The following is a 15,012-nucleotide window of genomic DNA, read 5'->3' on the forward strand; positions in this document are numbered from 1 at the left end:
GGTCAGCCAGCGCTGCACCCCAGAATGTCCACCGCGTGATTGGCACCCAGAACAGTGATCCGGATCTTTGAGCGATCCAGCGCAAACGGACCGCCCGAGGCGTTGATCACCTCGGATGTGGCGACCAGAGTACCGCCCTGCCGTTTGGCGTCGGTTTGCGAGGCCCACAGCTCGGGGTTGCCGGGTTCGATCACGGCGATCTCGCGGCCACCTGCGGATGGCATGGTGACGCGCGCCTCGATCTGCATTCCGTCAGACGTCGGGGTCAGGTGGCACCGCGCGTTGGCGACCCGGGCTTCTTTGGCGGAATAGGGACGCTTGGCCAGTGCCGCCGCGATCGTCGGGTTGCGCTCTGCTTCGGCGTTCAGGGTATGATCGAAGCCCAAACGTTCCGGGATGCAGACGTCTTTGCAGACCCCCAGATCCACCGTGCCTTTCAGCCGCACGGGTTTGGCCGGGTTCTTCGGCGAAATCTCGACCGGCAGGACCATTTGATTTTCGTATCCAATCGACTGCAGGCCATTCTGGTCAAAGACATCCGGCGCGGGCCATGTGATCGACACGCTGCCGACATTGGTTGATCTTTTCCAGTCGAACTGTGGCGGAATACCCGCATCGCCCGGCGCCCGCCAATAGGTCTTCCAGCCGTCCTGCAGGGTCACCCGCAGCGCCCCAAGATAGGCTCCATTTGCTGTGCGCCCGCCGTCCAGGATATCCAATTCGGCCACCGAGCCGACCACTTGTGCAGATACCGGTCCAATCGCGCCAACGGTCACGGCAAGGGCGGCTGCCAGAAATGTCTTGTGAATGTTCATACCCTATAAATGCGTGGTCTCGAGGCGAATTCCAAGTCACGTTCGGGTCACTCGAATGAAATCTAGCGAAATCGCCGCTCGTCCCTTGCCAATACCGGGACTGCGGGGGCATTGTTGATGGGAGCTCAGCAAGAGATGTCGTCTTATGGATCTGACCGGTAAACTGTTGATTGCGATGCCTGGGATGGGCGATCCGCGTTTCGATCATTCGGTTGTCTATATTTGCAGCCATGGCGACGATGGCGCGATGGGTCTGATCATCAACAAACCTTCGGATTTACGCATAAAGACGCTGCTGGGTCAGTTGAACATCGCTTGCCGTATCCCGATCGTGGGTGAGCGTCTGGTGCATTTCGGCGGCCCGGTCGAGATGTCGCGCGGATTCGTCCTGCACAGCGCCGATTATGACGCGAACCTCCATTCCCTGCAGATTTCGGACGATTTCAGCATGACTGCAACGTTGGACGTGCTTGAAGACCTGGCCTCGGGGCAAGGGCCGCTGAATTCTATGCTGACGCTAGGGTATTCAGGCTGGGGACCCGGGCAGCTTGAGGATGAGATCGCGATGAACGGATGGCTCACAACCGAGGCGGATTCGAAGCTGGTGTTCGATGTCCCCGATGATCAGAAATGGGAGGCGGCGCTGGCAACGCTGGGCGTCGATCCTCTGACTCTGTCTGCCAGTGCAGGGCGCGCCTGATCAACTGTCACGCGGTGCTGCAGCCCGGCGCAACCGGTCGTTGATAGCGGCGCCCAATCCGTGGTCCGGAATAGGGGACACGGCAATCGGGCGTCCGGTGCTGTTGAGCTTGTGCAAAGCGGCAAAAAGATTGGCCGCTGCCTCGGTCAGGTTACCATCAGCGGACAGGTTCAGGTCGCATTCGACCGGTCCAAATCCCAAGAGAATCTCGTCACCATGTGTAGTCTGCGCGTTCAACCGGACCGCCACGTCCGGGGCGTAATGCGACAGCATCTGTCCGGGTGCTGTTAGCGTGTCGCCCGATTGGTGTAGATGCAATGCCGTGCCGAGAGCTGCCTCGATCTGGTCCAAAGCCACCCCTCCGGGGCGTAGCAAAGCGGATTCTCCAGCGAGGCCGACAATGGTGGATTCCAGCCCGACACCGCAGGGACCGTCATCCAGAATGGCAGCGATGCGCCCGTCCAGACCGGCGCGGACATGCGCGGCTGTTGTCGGGCTGATCTGTCCCGAAGGGTTGGCCGAGGGCGCAGCGACCGGCCCGTCGAACATCTCGAGAATAGCCCGGGCAGAAGGATGCGCAGGCACCCGAACCGCCAATGTATCCAGCCCGGCAGTGACAAGCGACGATACACCGTGCCCTTCCCGCAGCGGCAGAACCAGAGTCAGCGGGCCGGGCCAGAACGCCTGTGCCAAAGCCTCGGCCTGATCTGACCATTCAACAAACCTGCGCGCGGACTCTACCGATGCGACATGCGCAATCAGAGGGTTGAAACTGGGCCGGCCCTTGGCGGCATAGATGCTGGCGACAGCCTCTCCGTTGCGGGCATCCCCACCCAGCCCATAGACCGTTTCAGTCGGGAAAGCGACCAGCTGTCCCTGCCTCAAAAGATCCGCAGCCTGAGCAATTCCCGCCGGGTCGGCTGACAGTTCGAGTGTACCGTTAGAGATCATTGTGAGTGACGCCGCGTTTTGATTGCTTGTAGCATAAGGATGGGTACGTAATCGTTCAAACCCAGATGAATAACGGCGAGTCAGCGGATTTCCAACCCCGGCGTCGCGGACCGTTCAAGACAGCCCCGAGGTAATATTATGCCCTATCGCGCACCAGTTGCAGATTACGAATTTCTGTTCCGTCATGCGGTTGATTTTGATCGTATTGCAGCGACCGACAAGTTCGCGGAAGCAAGCGAAGACGTCGTAAGCGCGATCCTGACCGAGGCTGGAAAACTCTGCGAAGAGGTCATGGCGCCGCTTCAGCGGAACGGAGACCTAGAGCCCGCGCGTCTGGAAAACGGCGTGTTGCGTACCTCGCCAGGATTTAGCGACGGTTGGAACGCTATTGCCGAGGGGGGCTGGATCGGCATGAGCGCCGATCCCGAGTATGGCGGTATGGGGCTGCCGATGACCTTGACCACTGCCGTCAACGAGATGATGTCTGCGGCCTGCCTGTCACTGCAACTGGCGCCGCTGATGACGCAGGGCCAGATCGAAGCACTGGAGCACCACGCAAGTGATGAGCTGAAGAACCTGTACCTGCCCAAAATGATCGCTGGTGAATGGTCGGGCACGATGAACCTGACCGAGCCTCAGGCCGGATCGGATGTGGGTGCGCTGACGTCGAAGGCAGAATCGAATGGAGATGGCACTTATTCGGTGTCTGGTCAGAAGATCTTCATTTCCTGGGGTGACAACGATTTTGCTGAAAACGTGTGCCATCTGGTGTTGGCACGCCTGCCCGATGCAGTTCCCGGAACCAAGGGAATATCGCTGTTTCTGGTCCCCAAGCACCTGCCGGACGAGAATGGCAATCCAGGTGTGGCAAATGACCTGAAAGTGGTTTCGCTCGAGCACAAGATGGGCCTGCATGGTTCGCCAACTTGCGTGATGCAGTATGATGGCGCCAAAGGTTGGCTTGTGGGTAAGGAACATGGCGGAATGGCTGCGATGTTCACCATGATGAACAACGCGCGACTGGGCGTCGGCGGACAGGGTATCGGTGCCGCCGAAGGCGCCTATCAGCAGGCCCTGGAATATGCGCTTGAGCGGAAACAAGGCAAGACACCTTCGGGCACAATCCTCGATCACGCCGATGTACGCCGGATGCTGATGAGCATGCGTGCGGATACTTTTGCTGCGCGCGCGATCATGCTTGCAAACGCAGCCGCGATTGATATGGCCACGGCAACAGGTGACGCGGACTGGGTCGCGCGCGCGGCCTTGTTGACGCCGATCAACAAAGCCTTCGGCACGGAAACCGGGATGCGGGTGTCGGAAGAAGGCGTGCAGGTCCATGGCGGTATGGGCTTTATCGAGGAGACCGGCGCGGCACAGTTCTATCGCGACGTCCGTGTGACCGCGATTTACGAGGGCACCAACGGCATTCAGGCCATGGACCTTGTCGCACGCAAGATGATGGATGGCGGCGAAGCGGCGTCCCGTTTGCTGGACGAAATCGAGGATCACGCCGAACGCGCGCGTGGGTCGATGCCGGAACTGGCGGGTCCTGTCTGGGAGGCCACGGAAAGCCTGCGTGAAACGACCGAGTGGTTGATATCGCAGTCCGACATGAACACGCGATTTTCCGGCGCCGTGCCCTATCTGAAGGCATTCGCCCGCGTTTTGGGCGGTCACTATCACCTCAAGGCGGCCCTGGCCGAGCCAAACGGCACCCGTTTCAAGCTGGCACGCTTTTATATCAATGCGCTGTTGCCTGAGTTTTCGGGGCTTTTGGTTCAGGCGCAGAACGGTGCGGATGACGTCTTTGCTCTCAGCGCCGAGGAAATGGTAGCTGCCTGATGGACGGTGATACACATTTGACGATCCGCTATCCTTGGCCCGAGGCTCCGGCCCTGGGCGAGGCCGTTGAAATTGCCGAAGGCGTGCTTTGGATGCGGTTGCCGCTGCCTATGGCGCTGGATCACGTCAATATCTATGCGCTGGATGATGGCGACGGATGGACGGTGATCGACACTGGCATGTCCTCGAACAAGACGCGCCGTATTTGGGCGGACCTGATGGCGGGACCGCTGGGGGGCAAACCCGTGACGCGCGTGGTGGTGACCCATCACCATCCCGATCACGTTGGCAATGCTGGTTGGTTTCAATCTGAACACGGGGCCGAGCTGGTCACGTCGCGTACTGCATGGCTGTTTGCACGGATGCTGACGCTGGATGTGCAGGAAAACTGGCCGCAGGAAACGCTGGATTACTACCGAAGCGCCGGGATGGATGCCGATTTCCTTGCCAAAAGGATGACAGAACGGCCCTTCAATTTCTGCGACACGGTCTATCCGATGCCGCTGGGCTTTACCCGGATTAAACAGGGCAGCGTCATTCGTATGGGTGGGCGCGACTGGGATGTTCATATGGGCAATGGCCACGCTCCCGAACATGCAACTTTTTGGAGCCGTGACGATAATCTGGTGATCACGGGCGACCAGGTTCTCAGCTCGATCAGCCCCAATCTGGGCGTCTATGTTACCGAGCCCATGGCGGATCCCGTGGCGGAGTGGATGGAAGCCTGCGAGCGCCTGCAAGACCTGGCGCGCCCGGATCATATGGCGCTGGGCGGGCACAAACTGCCCTTTACCGGCCTGCCGGTCAGGATGAGGCAGTTGATCGACAACCACCACAGCGCGCTGGACCGTCTGCAGAATTATCTGGACCAGCCCAAAACCGCTGCTGAGTGCTTTGTGCCCTTGTTCAAACGCCAGATCGGTGAAGGAGAGTATGGGCTTGCTCTGGTCGAAGCAGTTGCACATCTGAACCATCTCTACCACATTGGTGCTGTTACCCGAACGCGGCGCGCGGACGGGGCGTGGGAGTTTCAGCGCAAAGGGTAGAAGGCATGGACAAGATCGAAACCTCAGCCGAGGCGGCGGAATCAGCAGCATTGCCCCGATGTTACGAGGTGCATGCCAACCCGGATGCGAAATCCGGCGCCAAGGACCTGCCCGGCCAGTTGCAAAAGCCCGTAGCCACCAAAAGCTCGGCGCAATGGGCCTATGAACGGTTGATCCTGTATATCCAGAATTTCGAGAATACGCTGGATGCGGATCATGAGGTCGCCATGGGATTTACTGGCGGTGATGCCGGGGTAATGCGGATCGAAGGAATGGGCTATTTCGACCCTGATATCATCACTTTTTACGGCGCAGATGGGTCCGGGGCGCGAACCCAACTCGTGCAGCATGTCAGCCAGTTGAATGTAATGCTGCGAGCGCTGCCCAAATCGGTCGAGGATAAGCCCGCCAATCGCATCGGATTCCGGCTGGCGGCTGATCTGGAAGAAAACTGATAGCCTGACTTGCAATTCTCGTCTGCGCAGCCTTGAATGAATCAATCATTTGGGGGGCGCAACGTGGCCACTTTCTCTGCCGTTACAAAAGCATACAAGGGCGCGTGGGCACGCCGCCGGGTCTTTGTGCCGATCTATGTCGTCGTGCGCCTGTTGCTGATTGCGCTGATTGCGCCGGGCGTGGCGATTGCGGTGAACCTAGCGGTTTCGCTCTCCAGCCAGACCGCCCTGACGGATCAGGATATTGCCGCGTTCATCCTGTCTCCGCTGGGGTTTGCGGTCGCAATCGCAATGCTCAGCCTGTTCCTGCTGGCCGAGATCTTTGTCTTCTCGGTCATGGCCGGGTCGCTGAGGATGGGTGAAAGCGATCCGTGGCGCGCGGGGAGCGCGGCGATCAAGTTGATCCTGTCGCGGCTGCCTGCGCTGTTTGGATTTGCTGCACGCCTGGTTCTGCGGATCATCCTGTTGATCCTGCCTTTCGCCGCTATCGCTGCTCTGATCGCCTGGTGGACGCTGACCGAGTATGACATCAACTATTACCTGACCTTCCATCCGCCGTCTTTCTGGATCGCCGTTGCGCTGATCGGAGTTGTGGTGCTGGTCATGGCATGGGTGCTGATCCGCAAGCTGTCCGCATGGGCGCTGGGACTGCATCTGGTTCTGTTCGAAAACCTGCCACCGGCTGATGCTTTCCAGGTCAGCGCGGATCGGATGGAGGGCAAGCGCGGGCGGCTCAAGATCGCACTGGTGTTCTGGCTGGGGCTGAGGGCAGTTCTTGCCGCGCTGATCGCTTGGGGCGCGGGATCATTATTCGCGTTGGTGCCCCTGCAGGGGGCAGAGCATCTGCGGCTGGCGCTAGTTTACAGCCTTCTGGTCGCCGGGCTCTGGTCGTTGGCCGGGCTGGTTTTGGCAGCCACCGCGCTGGGAGCACTGGCGGTTTTGCTGGACGGTTTTTTCGAGATCCGGACTTCTGAACCACCACATCCCGCACCAGGCAATCTGCGCATTGGTCTGCTGAGTGCTGTTGGCATTGCGGCGGTGGCGGTATTGGTCGGGCTCTGGTTCGGTCAATCCCTGCTGGAACGCGTTCAGGCCCCTGACAGGGCCGAGGTGATCGGCCACCGTGGTGCCGCTGCGTTACGGCCGGAAAACACCATGGCCTCGGTTCTGAAGGCGATTGAGGACGGGGCGGACTGGGTTGAAATCGACGTGCAGGAAACGGCGGATGATGAGATAATCGTCGCCCATGATAGCGATTTCATGAAGCTGGCCGGGGTGAACCTGAAGGTCTGGGATGCCACGATGGAAGACGTGGCCGAGATCGATATCGGCAGTTGGTATGACCCGGAATATGCCGATGAACGCACGCCAACGCTGCGCGACGTGCTGGCTGCGGCCAAAGACAGGGCCAAGGTGATCATCGAGTTGAAATATTACGGTCATGACGTCGATCTGGAAAACCGCGTTGCGGCCTTGGTCGAGGAATTCGGCATGCAGGATGACATCGCTACCATGTCGCTGAAATACCCTGCCGTGCAAAAGATGAAGGCTCTGCGTCCCGATTGGCGCGCGGGGGTTTTGGCGGCAACCGCTGTTGGCGATCTGTCGGGTCTCGAAGGGGATTTTGTGGCTGTCAACGCCGCCATGGCCACGCCGGGGCTGGTACGTTCGGTGCAGGCCGCGGGCAAGGATATCTATGTCTGGACGGTGAATGACCCGTTGCAAATGTCGGCCATGGCCTCGATGGGGGTGGATGGGCTGATCACGGACCGACCGGCAATGGCCAAAGAAGTCTTGCGTATCCGCGCTGAAATGGGGCCGGCAGAACGTCTGATGCTGTGGCTGGCAACGGTGCTCGGCATGGCCGTTGATACCGATGCGATGCGCGATGAAAGCCCGTAATCTGGCCGTTTCTCTGGCGCTGATCGCGGCGCCAGTCGGGGCGCAGGACTTTATGCGCAGTCTTGAGATGCCCGCCCATCGCGCGCTGATCGCACAGCGGGGCGCTGCGGAATTGACGCCATTTGAAACGGATGGCTGCTCGGGCGGGTTGTCAGCCAGTTGGCGCTTTGTGGCCGACACGTTTCCCAGCTTTCAGGCCCTGTTCGAGGCGCATCCCCCATGGGAGAGTTGCTGTGTCAGCCATGACCGGGCCTATCACCACGCGGGCGGAGGCCTGCGCCCCGAAGACAGTTATGACGCGCGCCTGTCAGCCGATGACAGCCTGAGAGCCTGCGTGCGGCAACACGGGGATGAGAACGCCGAAATTTACGCCGAACGCTATGACATGACTTCGGATCAGATACGATCCGCCCATGCCATAACCGCCGAGGCCATGTATGGCGCGGTGCGATTGGGCGGGGCGCCCTGTTCGGGTCTGCCCTGGCGGTGGGGGTTCGGATATCGCGGGTGTTCGGTCTTTGATTCCGTGTCACCTGCGCCCGAATGACGTGGTGACAGGCCCGGGATTTTCGATTATCCAACGTATCAAACACGCGAATTAGGATTCTGAAAATCATGGCTGAACATAAGCACGGCGAAATGGACATCACCGTTCAAACCAAAACCTTCAACGGTTTCGTAAAAGCGACCACATGGTGCGTGGTGGCGATTGCTTTCCTTTGCCTGTTTCTGGCGGTTTTCGCCGCTTAATCCCGGGCGAGGCTGACCGCCGTGATCAGATTTGTGATTGCCTGCCTGCTGGCAGCAACAGTGGCTGGCTGTGCCGGTTCGCAGCGTCCGCAGGCCGATCAGACCGAAGTTGTGGCCCGTTCCTATCGTGATCCGGGGCCATCAACACTGACGCTCTATACCATGATCAGCACCCGGACCGGTTCGGGGGCGCATACCTCGCTGATGATAAGCGGCAGCGAAAGGGTGATCTTTGACCCCGCAGGCTCGTTTCGCGCCGATGTGGTGCCGATCCGAAACGATGTTCTGTATGGCATCACGCCGAATGTCGAACGCGCTTATCGCAGCAGCCACGCACGCGAAACGCATTATGCGCGTATCCAGACGATTCAGGTGACACCACAGCAGGCCGAAATTGCCCTGCAACTGGCCAAGCAGATGGGCCCTGTATCCGAAGCGTTCTGCGCCAACTCGACCTCGCAGCTATTGCAGCAGGTGCCGGGTTTCGAGCAGATCAATACGACCTTCTACCCGGTCAAGCTGTCCGATCAGTTCGGTGAATTCCCCGGCGTCGTGACCACCGAGTACCGTGAGAATGACGATGCTGACCTGCAGGCCGGTTTGGCCTCGAACAATGCGCGCCTGAACCAGTTGGAAGCGGCTTCAACCCAATAGGTATAGCAAGCCATAGAGCGTGCCCGCCCCGGCAAAGATGGCAATGACCACGTTTTTTGTGATGACACCAACCGCCAAAGCAACCGCTGCGGCGGCCATGCGCGGCACGTCGGGCTGACCATCCGTTGCGGTTGGCCAGACCACCAGCGGCGCAATCAGGGCTGGGACGATGGCAACGGCGGTATAGCGCAGGTGGCGTAACAACCAGGGTGGCATCGGGCGGTCTCCGACGATGCCGATAAAGGTAAAGCGTAGGGCAAAGCTGCCAATCGCCAAGCCAACGATAATGCTCCACATGGTCACCGGATCAATCTGTGTCATGGCCTATTCCGCTCTAACATCAATTCGGCCTGCGCCCCTGCGATCATCCCGGCGGTCCCGGCGATCAGCAGGCCCAGGTTGAACGGCACGCCTACGGTCAACAGAGCGACGGTTATGGCGACTAAGGCGGCGATGACATGGGCAAGCGTCCTCATCATCGGCCCGATCATTGCCAGGAATGTGATCGGAAGTGCAAAATCCAGCGCCCAGCTTTCTGGAATCTGTGCGCCCAAAACTGCGCCCAGATAAGTTGCCAAAATCCAAAGCGGCGTGATCGGTGTGACCGAGCCAAAGAAATAGGCCATGCGCTGCGGCACGGTCATATCGGGCTCTTTTTCGAACTGTACAATGGAGCAGGCATAGGACTGGTCGACCGTCAGATAGGCGGCGCAGGCCCGTTGCCACAGGGGGGCCGCCCCAAGATAAGGTGTCAGTGAGGCCGAATACATTGCCACGCGTAGGTTAACCGCCAGGGCCGATGCCAGAACGATCAGGCTGGGTGTGTTGTCCTGCAACAGCTGCAGGGCGGTGAACTGGGCCGCCCCGGCAAAGACAGCCGCCGAAAAGGCGATTGTCTGGATAATATCCAGCCCAGCCTCGGTCGCAAATACGCCGAAAAGGGTGCCGAACGGAATTGCCACAAAGATAAACGGCGCTCCATCGCGAAAACCCTTCCAGAAGTATGACTTGGATGTGGTGTAAGCCATGGCAAATTCCTATGGTATCGCCAACAGCAGTAGCGATCTTGGGAAAGGGTTGCAATTGGCCACGAAACCGGATGCCACCGACTACATCATCGCCCCTGATCCCGGCGCGGTTCGCCTGACCCGTGCGGTTGAAGGCATCGACCAGAATGGCGCGGTCAGCCGGATCTCGGTCGTTGAGGAACGCCCCCTGACGATATTCCTTAACGCTCAGGAAATCGTGACTGCAATGACAATCGGCGATTACCCTGAATATCTGGCGCTGGGGTTCCTGCGCAATCAGGGGATGCTGTTGGCCGATGATGACATTACCGGCGTGGATTACGATGACGATCTGGAAACCGTGGTGGTGCGCACCGCGCGCGAAACCTCATATGAGGATAAGCTGAAGAAAAAGACCCGGACCAGTGGTTGCGCGGTTGGCACTGTGTTTGGTGACATGATGGAAGGGCTCGAGGATGTGCGCCTGCCACAGGGCTCGGTGCGCACATCGTGGCTGTATGATCTGGCGGCCAAGATCAACCGAACCCCTTCATTGTATCTTGAGGCTGGTGCAATTCACGGCACGGTCCTGTGTCGGGAAAACCGACCGTTGGTCTACATGGAGGATGTGGGACGCCACAACGCGGTCGACAAGATCGCCGGCTGGATGCTGTCCGAAAACGTGGGCGCCGAGGACAAGATCCTCTACACCACAGGCCGTCTGACCTCGGAAATGGTCATCAAGACTGCAATGATGGGCATCCCGGTTCTGGCGTCACGATCAGGGTTCACCGCTTGGGGTGTCGAAATCGCGCGTGAGGTTGGCCTGACGCTGATCGGTCGTATGCGGGGGCAGCGGTTCATGTGCCTTGCGGGCGAGGATCGACTGGTGCGGGATGTGGACCCGTCGACAGTGGCGGTCGAAGATAAAAAGCATAGACGGAAAAGTGCGGAATGATTTTGGAAGTCTTTGGTTTATTTATTTTATTCGTCGCGACATTGGGCTTGCTGCCATTGATGGTCTATGTGTTCTGGCTCCTTGAGCGGTCGAAACGCGCGATCATTGAGGGTATGGCGCAATTGGACGTCAACCTGCGTAACCGTCTGGGGTGGGCGCCAGAGGAATATATCAGCATTTGGAACATCGCCGCCCCCTTTCGGCTTGGTTGGCAGGCATGGGGGGAGTTGTCTCAAAAACAAGCACTCGTGCTTCAGCGGGTTTTGATGCACGGTCTGCCTGAGTTTGCCGGGATACCAGATGAGGTCAGAAAGGCGGTGCGCACGTATCGGTGCTGTTTTGGTCTTATCTTTGCTGTTGGAGCCGTCTTAGTGTTTTTGCCAGCCCACTATAGCCTGAGTCACAAGGCGGCCGAATTGACGGGGTGGCCTGCAATTATTTGGTTTACAGCATTCGGATTGGCCGTCTGTCCATTGTTCTTCCTGCCCTCCCAGAAATTCAGGAAATGGCCCGCGCCTGAGGAGATCAAATGACCCGCCCCCTCGGCATCATCCTCGCAGGAGGCCTTGCCACTCGGATGGGTGGTGGCGACAAAGGCTTGCTGACAGTCGGTGGGCAGAGCCTGCTGTCTCATGTCATTGACCGGTTTGGCCCGCAGGTGGTCGGTCTGGCGCTGAATGCCAATGGTGATCCTGAACGGTTCGCCGACCTCAACCTGCCGGTTCTTCCCGACACGATTGAAGGTTTCGCCGGGCCTCTGGCGGGTGTGCTGGCGGGGCTCGATTGGGCAGCAGAACAGGGGGCCGACAGTATCGTCACCGCCGCTGCCGACACGCCGTTTTTTCCGCGCGATCTTGCGGCGCGCCTAATGGATGCTGCTCAAGGGCAAACCCATCCGCTGGTGCTGGCGACTACGCTTCGAACCGGGGATGAAGCACTGAAATCCGGCGGCGGCAAACGGGTCAACCGGCATCCGACATTTGGCCTCTGGCCTGTCGCGTTGCGAGATGATTTGCGGGACGCCTTGAATGACGGGCTGCGCAAGGTTGTGCTGTGGACCGATAAACATGATGGGCGTGAGGCGTTGTTTCCGGCTGAGCCGTTTGACCCCTTCTTCAATGTCAACACGCCCGACGATCTGGCGCGTGCGCAAAAGCTGCTGGAGCAGGCATGAAGGTCTATGGCGTCACCGGCTGGAAAAACGCGGGCAAGACCGGCCTGATGGAGCGTTTGGTGGCCGAGATCACCGCGCGTGGCTTTTCGGTTTCGACCGTCAAACATGCCCATCACGCCGCCGATGTCGACCAGCCCGGCACGGACAGTTTCCGCCATCGAGAAGCCGGTGCGTCCGAGGTGCTGTTGGCGTCCGGCAAGCGCATTGCGATGATGCAGGAACTGCGCGGCGCACCCGAGCCGCCTCTCTCTGATCTGCTGGCACGCTTGGCTCCGGTTGATCTTGTGCTGATCGAGGGGTTCAAACGCGAAGCCCACCCCAAGGTCGAGGCGTATCGGGTGGCCGCTGGAAATCCGTTGATTGCGGCCGAGAACGAAACTGTGCGCGCGGTTGCCAGTGACACAGAGCTGAACTTCGACCGTCCGGTTTTTGATCTGGACGACACCGCAGCCATCGCAGGGTTCATTCTGCAAGAGGTAGGATTATGAGCAAACCGGACATTGCCCCACCGCCCTTGCGCAACGATTGTTTTGCCTTGCCTGCGGGCGTGAGCTGGACGCCGGTTGACAAAGCGTTGGCCCTGCTGCGCGACCGCCTTTCGGTCGTGATGGGGGCTGAAACCGTTCCGTTGGCACAAGCCGCAGGTCGGATTTTGGCCGCCGATGTATATGCCCAACGTTCGAACCCGCCGCAGGCAAATACGGCGGTAGATGGCTATGGCTTTGCCGGTCCGGTTCCGGATGGGCCGCATGTGATGCCGCTGCAAGACGGGCGTGCTGCGGCTGGTGTTCCCTTTGATGGTCAGCTTGCGCCCGGCCACGCCATACGGATTCTGACTGGTGCGGCCCTGCCCGATGGGGTGGACACCGTTATTCTGGAAGAGGACGTGACAGTTCAGGACGGGCATATCGCCTTTCGCGGCCCCCTGAAACAGGGTGCCAATACCCGCAATGCGGGCGAAGATGTGGTTGGAGGTGATCTGGCTTTGCCCGCTGGACGCCGGTTGACACCTGCCGATCTGGCCCTTCTCTCCGCGACGGGTGCTGGTGATCTGCTGGTTCGCAAAGCTCTGCGGGTAGCCGTCCTGTCAACGGGGGATGAGCTAGTCGAGGCCGGCGAGGTTGCTGAGCCAGGGCAAATCTACGATGCCAATCGCCCAATGTTGCTGGCTCTGATCCAGCGGATGGGATTCCAGCCACTGGATATGGGCCGCGTTGCCGATGATCGTGAAACCCTGCGCGAGCGGCTGAACGAAGCTGCGAAAGAGGCGGATGTTGTTCTGACTAGCGGCGGCGCGTCGGCAGGGGACGAAGACCATGTCTCCGCGCTGTTGCGGCAGGCCGGAGCGATGCAGGAATGGCGTATTGCCCTGAAACCGGGGCGACCTCTGGCTTTGGGGATTTGGGACGGAGTGCCGGTTTTCGGACTGCCCGGCAATCCAGTAGCGGCATTGGTCTGCACCCTAATCTTTGCCCGCCCGGCGCTGGGCCTGATGGCTGGCGAGGGCTGGCGGGACCCGCAGGGGTTCGATCTGCCAGCCGCCTTTGATAAGCGCAAGAAACCCGGGCGGCGGGAATATCTGCGGGCCCGCATCCGAGACGGAAAAGCCGAAGTTTTCACTTCGGAAGGGTCCGGGCGGATCAGCGGGCTAAGCTGGGCCGAAGGGCTGGTCGAGATCGAAGACGGAGCGCGCCACATCCAACCGGGTGATCTTGTCCGATTCATCCCCTATGGAAGTTTCGGAATCTAGTCGAAGGTTCCGGCCACACGCCCCAGCAACATGAAGGCCCGCGCGGTTCTTGTATCACCCAAAGCGGTCAGCTCTGCATCGCTGGCACGGGGTTCAAACTCGATGATCATGTGATCGAACCTGCGTAGAAAGTGATGGGCGGCGTCCCGGAAAATGGGATCCTGCTTCATCCGGGCCGAAGTCAGCGCCAGCGAGGAGCGGTCGCGAATGCCGCCCAAGGCCGCGACAGCCCGTCCGCGCCCACCCTGCGCAAATTGCCGCCAGATCTCGGGGCGGGCCATGTCAGGGCGCAGGTCATCCATATAGATGCCCTCTTGGCTGAGCAGGGTCAGCACGTCCTGAGAGGCCTGTACAAGCTTGGCTGTCTTGCGGTCCTTGAGCGCCAGCCGTAGGGCATCAAAGCCTTCGGTATCTTCCTGTGTTTCCGGAAAATTCAGCGCACGGATAAAGATGTCGGTGCCAAGCGGGGGCACGATATCCCCAGCTTGTGTACCCAGTTCCAGCGAAGTCTGATCGCCGTTCCCCACGGCTGTCGGTTGCTGTGCGGGTTCCCTGCGCTTGGTTGAAAACGTGGCCAGCGCGCTTTCGGCTTTCTTGGCCGTTTCCGCGATCTGATCCAGCTTTTTGGATACGGCTGGCTCATAGGTGCTGGAAGATCGCTGTTGCTGAGCGATATATGCGTTTCGGATGGCGTCAATCGAGGTTTGTAGTCGTGCGCTTTCCTCGCGCATGATCCGGCTGGCGCGCATGGCCATTGCTGCGACCCAGATCATCGCTACCGGCATGAAGACCGCCAGCAAGGTCACGACAAAGCCTCCGCCGTCGACCTCGTCGGGCAGCACCAGAAAAACAACCGAGACGATCAGCCAGATCACGCTGAGGGCGACGGCTGCAATTTCGATCTCGGTTATCGAAGGCTTGGTTGGCCTATCATATATGCCCAGTGAGGTTGGCCGATTGGCTTCCTGCTCTGGCGTGGGCTCGGACATTGGGAACGCTCCGGGG

At 59.7% G+C, this 15,012-nt stretch carries 18 protein-coding genes; 13 read left to right on the forward strand and 5 right to left on the reverse strand.

Features of this window, described 5'->3' with window-relative positions:
* Positions 1–2: 2 nt before the first annotated feature.
* Complete coding sequence (locus FN806_RS06710; protein WP_142635366.1) at positions 3–815, reverse strand: protein-disulfide reductase DsbD domain-containing protein; 813 nt, start codon at positions 813–815, stop codon at positions 3–5.
* 145 nt (positions 816–960) lie between these two features.
* On the opposite strand from FN806_RS06710, the gene FN806_RS06715 reads away from it, so the two are divergent.
* Entirely contained in the window at positions 961–1,515 is a 555-nt protein-coding gene (locus FN806_RS06715) for a YqgE/AlgH family protein (protein ID WP_142635367.1), read from the forward strand.
* On the opposite strand, the gene FN806_RS06720 is transcribed toward FN806_RS06715, so the two are convergent.
* A complete protein-coding gene (locus FN806_RS06720) occupies positions 1,516–2,466 on the reverse strand; it encodes an L-threonylcarbamoyladenylate synthase (protein WP_142635369.1) in 951 nt (316 codons plus the stop codon).
* Positions 2,467–2,604: 138 nt separating this feature from the next.
* Between FN806_RS06720 and FN806_RS06725 the strand changes: the two genes are divergently transcribed.
* The 7 genes from FN806_RS06725 to FN806_RS06755 all read left to right on the forward strand — a co-directional run bounded on the left by FN806_RS06725 (position 2,605) and on the right by FN806_RS06755 (position 9,118).
* Positions 2,605–4,311, forward strand: coding sequence for an acyl-CoA dehydrogenase (locus FN806_RS06725; protein ID WP_142635371.1), 1,707 nt, complete (start codon positions 2,605–2,607; stop codon positions 4,309–4,311).
* The gene (locus FN806_RS06730) at positions 4,311–5,357 is read left to right on the forward strand and encodes an MBL fold metallo-hydrolase (protein WP_142635372.1); all 1,047 of its coding nucleotides are present in this window, start codon (positions 4,311–4,313) and stop codon (positions 5,355–5,357) included. The genes FN806_RS06725 and FN806_RS06730 overlap by 1 nt, the downstream gene beginning before the upstream one ends.
* Positions 5,358–5,362: 5 nt before the next feature.
* Positions 5,363–5,812, forward strand: a complete 450-nt coding sequence (locus tag FN806_RS06735; protein ID WP_142635374.1) for a DUF6173 family protein — start codon at positions 5,363–5,365, stop codon at positions 5,810–5,812.
* Between the two features lie 36 nt (positions 5,813–5,848).
* On the forward strand, positions 5,849–7,714 hold the full coding sequence (locus tag FN806_RS06740; protein ID WP_246097180.1) for a glycerophosphodiester phosphodiesterase family protein: 1,866 nt from the start codon (positions 5,849–5,851) through the stop codon (positions 7,712–7,714).
* Positions 7,701–8,261: a hypothetical protein gene (locus tag FN806_RS06745; protein ID WP_142635376.1), complete on the forward strand. Its 561-nt coding sequence runs from the start codon at positions 7,701–7,703 to the stop codon at positions 8,259–8,261. Before FN806_RS06740 ends, FN806_RS06745 begins: the two co-directional genes overlap by 14 nt.
* Positions 8,262–8,329: 68 nt before the next feature.
* Positions 8,330–8,464: an aa3-type cytochrome c oxidase subunit IV gene (locus tag FN806_RS06750; RefSeq protein WP_142635378.1), complete on the forward strand. Its 135-nt coding sequence runs from the start codon at positions 8,330–8,332 to the stop codon at positions 8,462–8,464.
* A 21-nt stretch (positions 8,465–8,485) separates the two neighbouring features.
* Entirely contained in the window at positions 8,486–9,118 is a 633-nt protein-coding gene (locus FN806_RS06755; RefSeq protein ID WP_142635380.1) for a hypothetical protein, read from the forward strand.
* Here the strand turns inward: FN806_RS06755 and FN806_RS06760 are convergent.
* Together FN806_RS06760 and FN806_RS06765 are read right to left on the reverse strand one after the other, a co-directional pair.
* Entirely contained in the window at positions 9,107–9,439 is a 333-nt protein-coding gene (locus FN806_RS06760) for an AzlD domain-containing protein (RefSeq protein ID WP_142635382.1), read from the reverse strand. The genes FN806_RS06755 and FN806_RS06760 overlap by 12 nt on opposite strands.
* Positions 9,436–10,146 (reverse strand): AzlC family ABC transporter permease, encoded by a 711-nt coding sequence (locus FN806_RS06765; RefSeq protein ID WP_142635384.1) that lies wholly within the window; start codon positions 10,144–10,146, stop codon positions 9,436–9,438. Before FN806_RS06765 ends, FN806_RS06760 begins: the two co-directional genes overlap by 4 nt.
* Positions 10,147–10,195: 49 nt before the next feature.
* Here FN806_RS06765 and FN806_RS06770 point away from each other — a divergent pair, with 49 nt between their 5' ends.
* Genes FN806_RS06770 through FN806_RS06790 form a run of 5 tightly spaced genes read left to right on the forward strand, consistent with a single transcriptional unit; the run spans position 10,196 to position 14,007 of the window.
* Complete coding sequence (locus FN806_RS06770; protein WP_142635949.1) at positions 10,196–11,083, forward strand: formate dehydrogenase accessory sulfurtransferase FdhD; 888 nt, start codon at positions 10,196–10,198, stop codon at positions 11,081–11,083.
* Complete coding sequence (locus tag FN806_RS06775; RefSeq protein WP_142635386.1) at positions 11,080–11,616, forward strand: hypothetical protein; 537 nt, start codon at positions 11,080–11,082, stop codon at positions 11,614–11,616. Before FN806_RS06770 ends, FN806_RS06775 begins: the two co-directional genes overlap by 4 nt.
* Positions 11,613–12,257 carry a molybdenum cofactor guanylyltransferase MobA gene (mobA, locus tag FN806_RS06780; protein WP_142635388.1) on the forward strand — a complete coding sequence of 215 codons (645 nt, stop codon included), beginning with the start codon at positions 11,613–11,615 and terminating at the stop codon, positions 12,255–12,257. The genes FN806_RS06775 and mobA overlap by 4 nt, the downstream gene beginning before the upstream one ends.
* Positions 12,254–12,745 (forward strand): molybdopterin-guanine dinucleotide biosynthesis protein B, encoded by a 492-nt coding sequence (mobB, locus tag FN806_RS06785; protein ID WP_142635390.1) that lies wholly within the window; start codon positions 12,254–12,256, stop codon positions 12,743–12,745. The genes mobA and mobB overlap by 4 nt, the downstream gene beginning before the upstream one ends.
* Entirely contained in the window at positions 12,742–14,007 is a 1,266-nt protein-coding gene (locus tag FN806_RS06790) for a molybdenum cofactor synthesis domain-containing protein (RefSeq protein ID WP_142635392.1), read from the forward strand. The genes mobB and FN806_RS06790 overlap by 4 nt, the downstream gene beginning before the upstream one ends.
* Here the strand turns inward: FN806_RS06790 and FN806_RS06795 are convergent.
* Positions 14,004–14,996 (reverse strand): hypothetical protein, encoded by a 993-nt coding sequence (locus tag FN806_RS06795; RefSeq protein WP_142635394.1) that lies wholly within the window; start codon positions 14,994–14,996, stop codon positions 14,004–14,006. The two genes, FN806_RS06790 and FN806_RS06795, sit on opposite strands and share 4 nt — an antisense overlap.
* Positions 14,997–15,012 lie beyond the last annotated feature (16 nt).

The sequence above is a fragment of the Ruegeria faecimaris genome (genome assembly GCF_900182615.1).
GTDB lineage: Bacteria > Pseudomonadota > Alphaproteobacteria > Rhodobacterales > Rhodobacteraceae > Ruegeria > Ruegeria faecimaris.

Coding starts and splice junctions, on each gene's coding strand:
- FN806_RS06710 (WP_142635366.1), bottom strand. CDS start 815: ATGAACATTCACAAGACATTTCTGGCAGCCGCCCTTGCCGTGACCGTT.
- FN806_RS06715 (WP_142635367.1), top strand. CDS start 961: ATGGATCTGACCGGTAAACTGTTGATTGCGATGCCTGGGATGGGCGAT.
- FN806_RS06720 (WP_142635369.1), bottom strand. CDS start 2,466: ATGATCTCTAACGGTACACTCGAACTGTCAGCCGACCCGGCGGGAATT.
- FN806_RS06725 (WP_142635371.1), top strand. CDS start 2,605: ATGCCCTATCGCGCACCAGTTGCAGATTACGAATTTCTGTTCCGTCAT.
- FN806_RS06730 (WP_142635372.1), top strand. CDS start 4,311: ATGGACGGTGATACACATTTGACGATCCGCTATCCTTGGCCCGAGGCT.
- FN806_RS06735 (WP_142635374.1), top strand. CDS start 5,363: ATGGACAAGATCGAAACCTCAGCCGAGGCGGCGGAATCAGCAGCATTG.
- FN806_RS06740 (WP_246097180.1), top strand. CDS start 5,849: ATGAATCAATCATTTGGGGGGCGCAACGTGGCCACTTTCTCTGCCGTT.
- FN806_RS06745 (WP_142635376.1), top strand. CDS start 7,701: ATGAAAGCCCGTAATCTGGCCGTTTCTCTGGCGCTGATCGCGGCGCCA.
- FN806_RS06750 (WP_142635378.1), top strand. CDS start 8,330: ATGGCTGAACATAAGCACGGCGAAATGGACATCACCGTTCAAACCAAA.
- FN806_RS06760 (WP_142635382.1), bottom strand. CDS start 9,439: ATGACACAGATTGATCCGGTGACCATGTGGAGCATTATCGTTGGCTTG.
- FN806_RS06765 (WP_142635384.1), bottom strand. CDS start 10,146: ATGGCTTACACCACATCCAAGTCATACTTCTGGAAGGGTTTTCGCGAT.
- FN806_RS06775 (WP_142635386.1), top strand. CDS start 11,080: ATGATTTTGGAAGTCTTTGGTTTATTTATTTTATTCGTCGCGACATTG.
- mobA (WP_142635388.1), top strand. CDS start 11,613: ATGACCCGCCCCCTCGGCATCATCCTCGCAGGAGGCCTTGCCACTCGG.
- mobB (WP_142635390.1), top strand. CDS start 12,254: ATGAAGGTCTATGGCGTCACCGGCTGGAAAAACGCGGGCAAGACCGGC.
- FN806_RS06790 (WP_142635392.1), top strand. CDS start 12,742: ATGAGCAAACCGGACATTGCCCCACCGCCCTTGCGCAACGATTGTTTT.
- FN806_RS06795 (WP_142635394.1), bottom strand. CDS start 14,996: ATGTCCGAGCCCACGCCAGAGCAGGAAGCCAATCGGCCAACCTCACTG.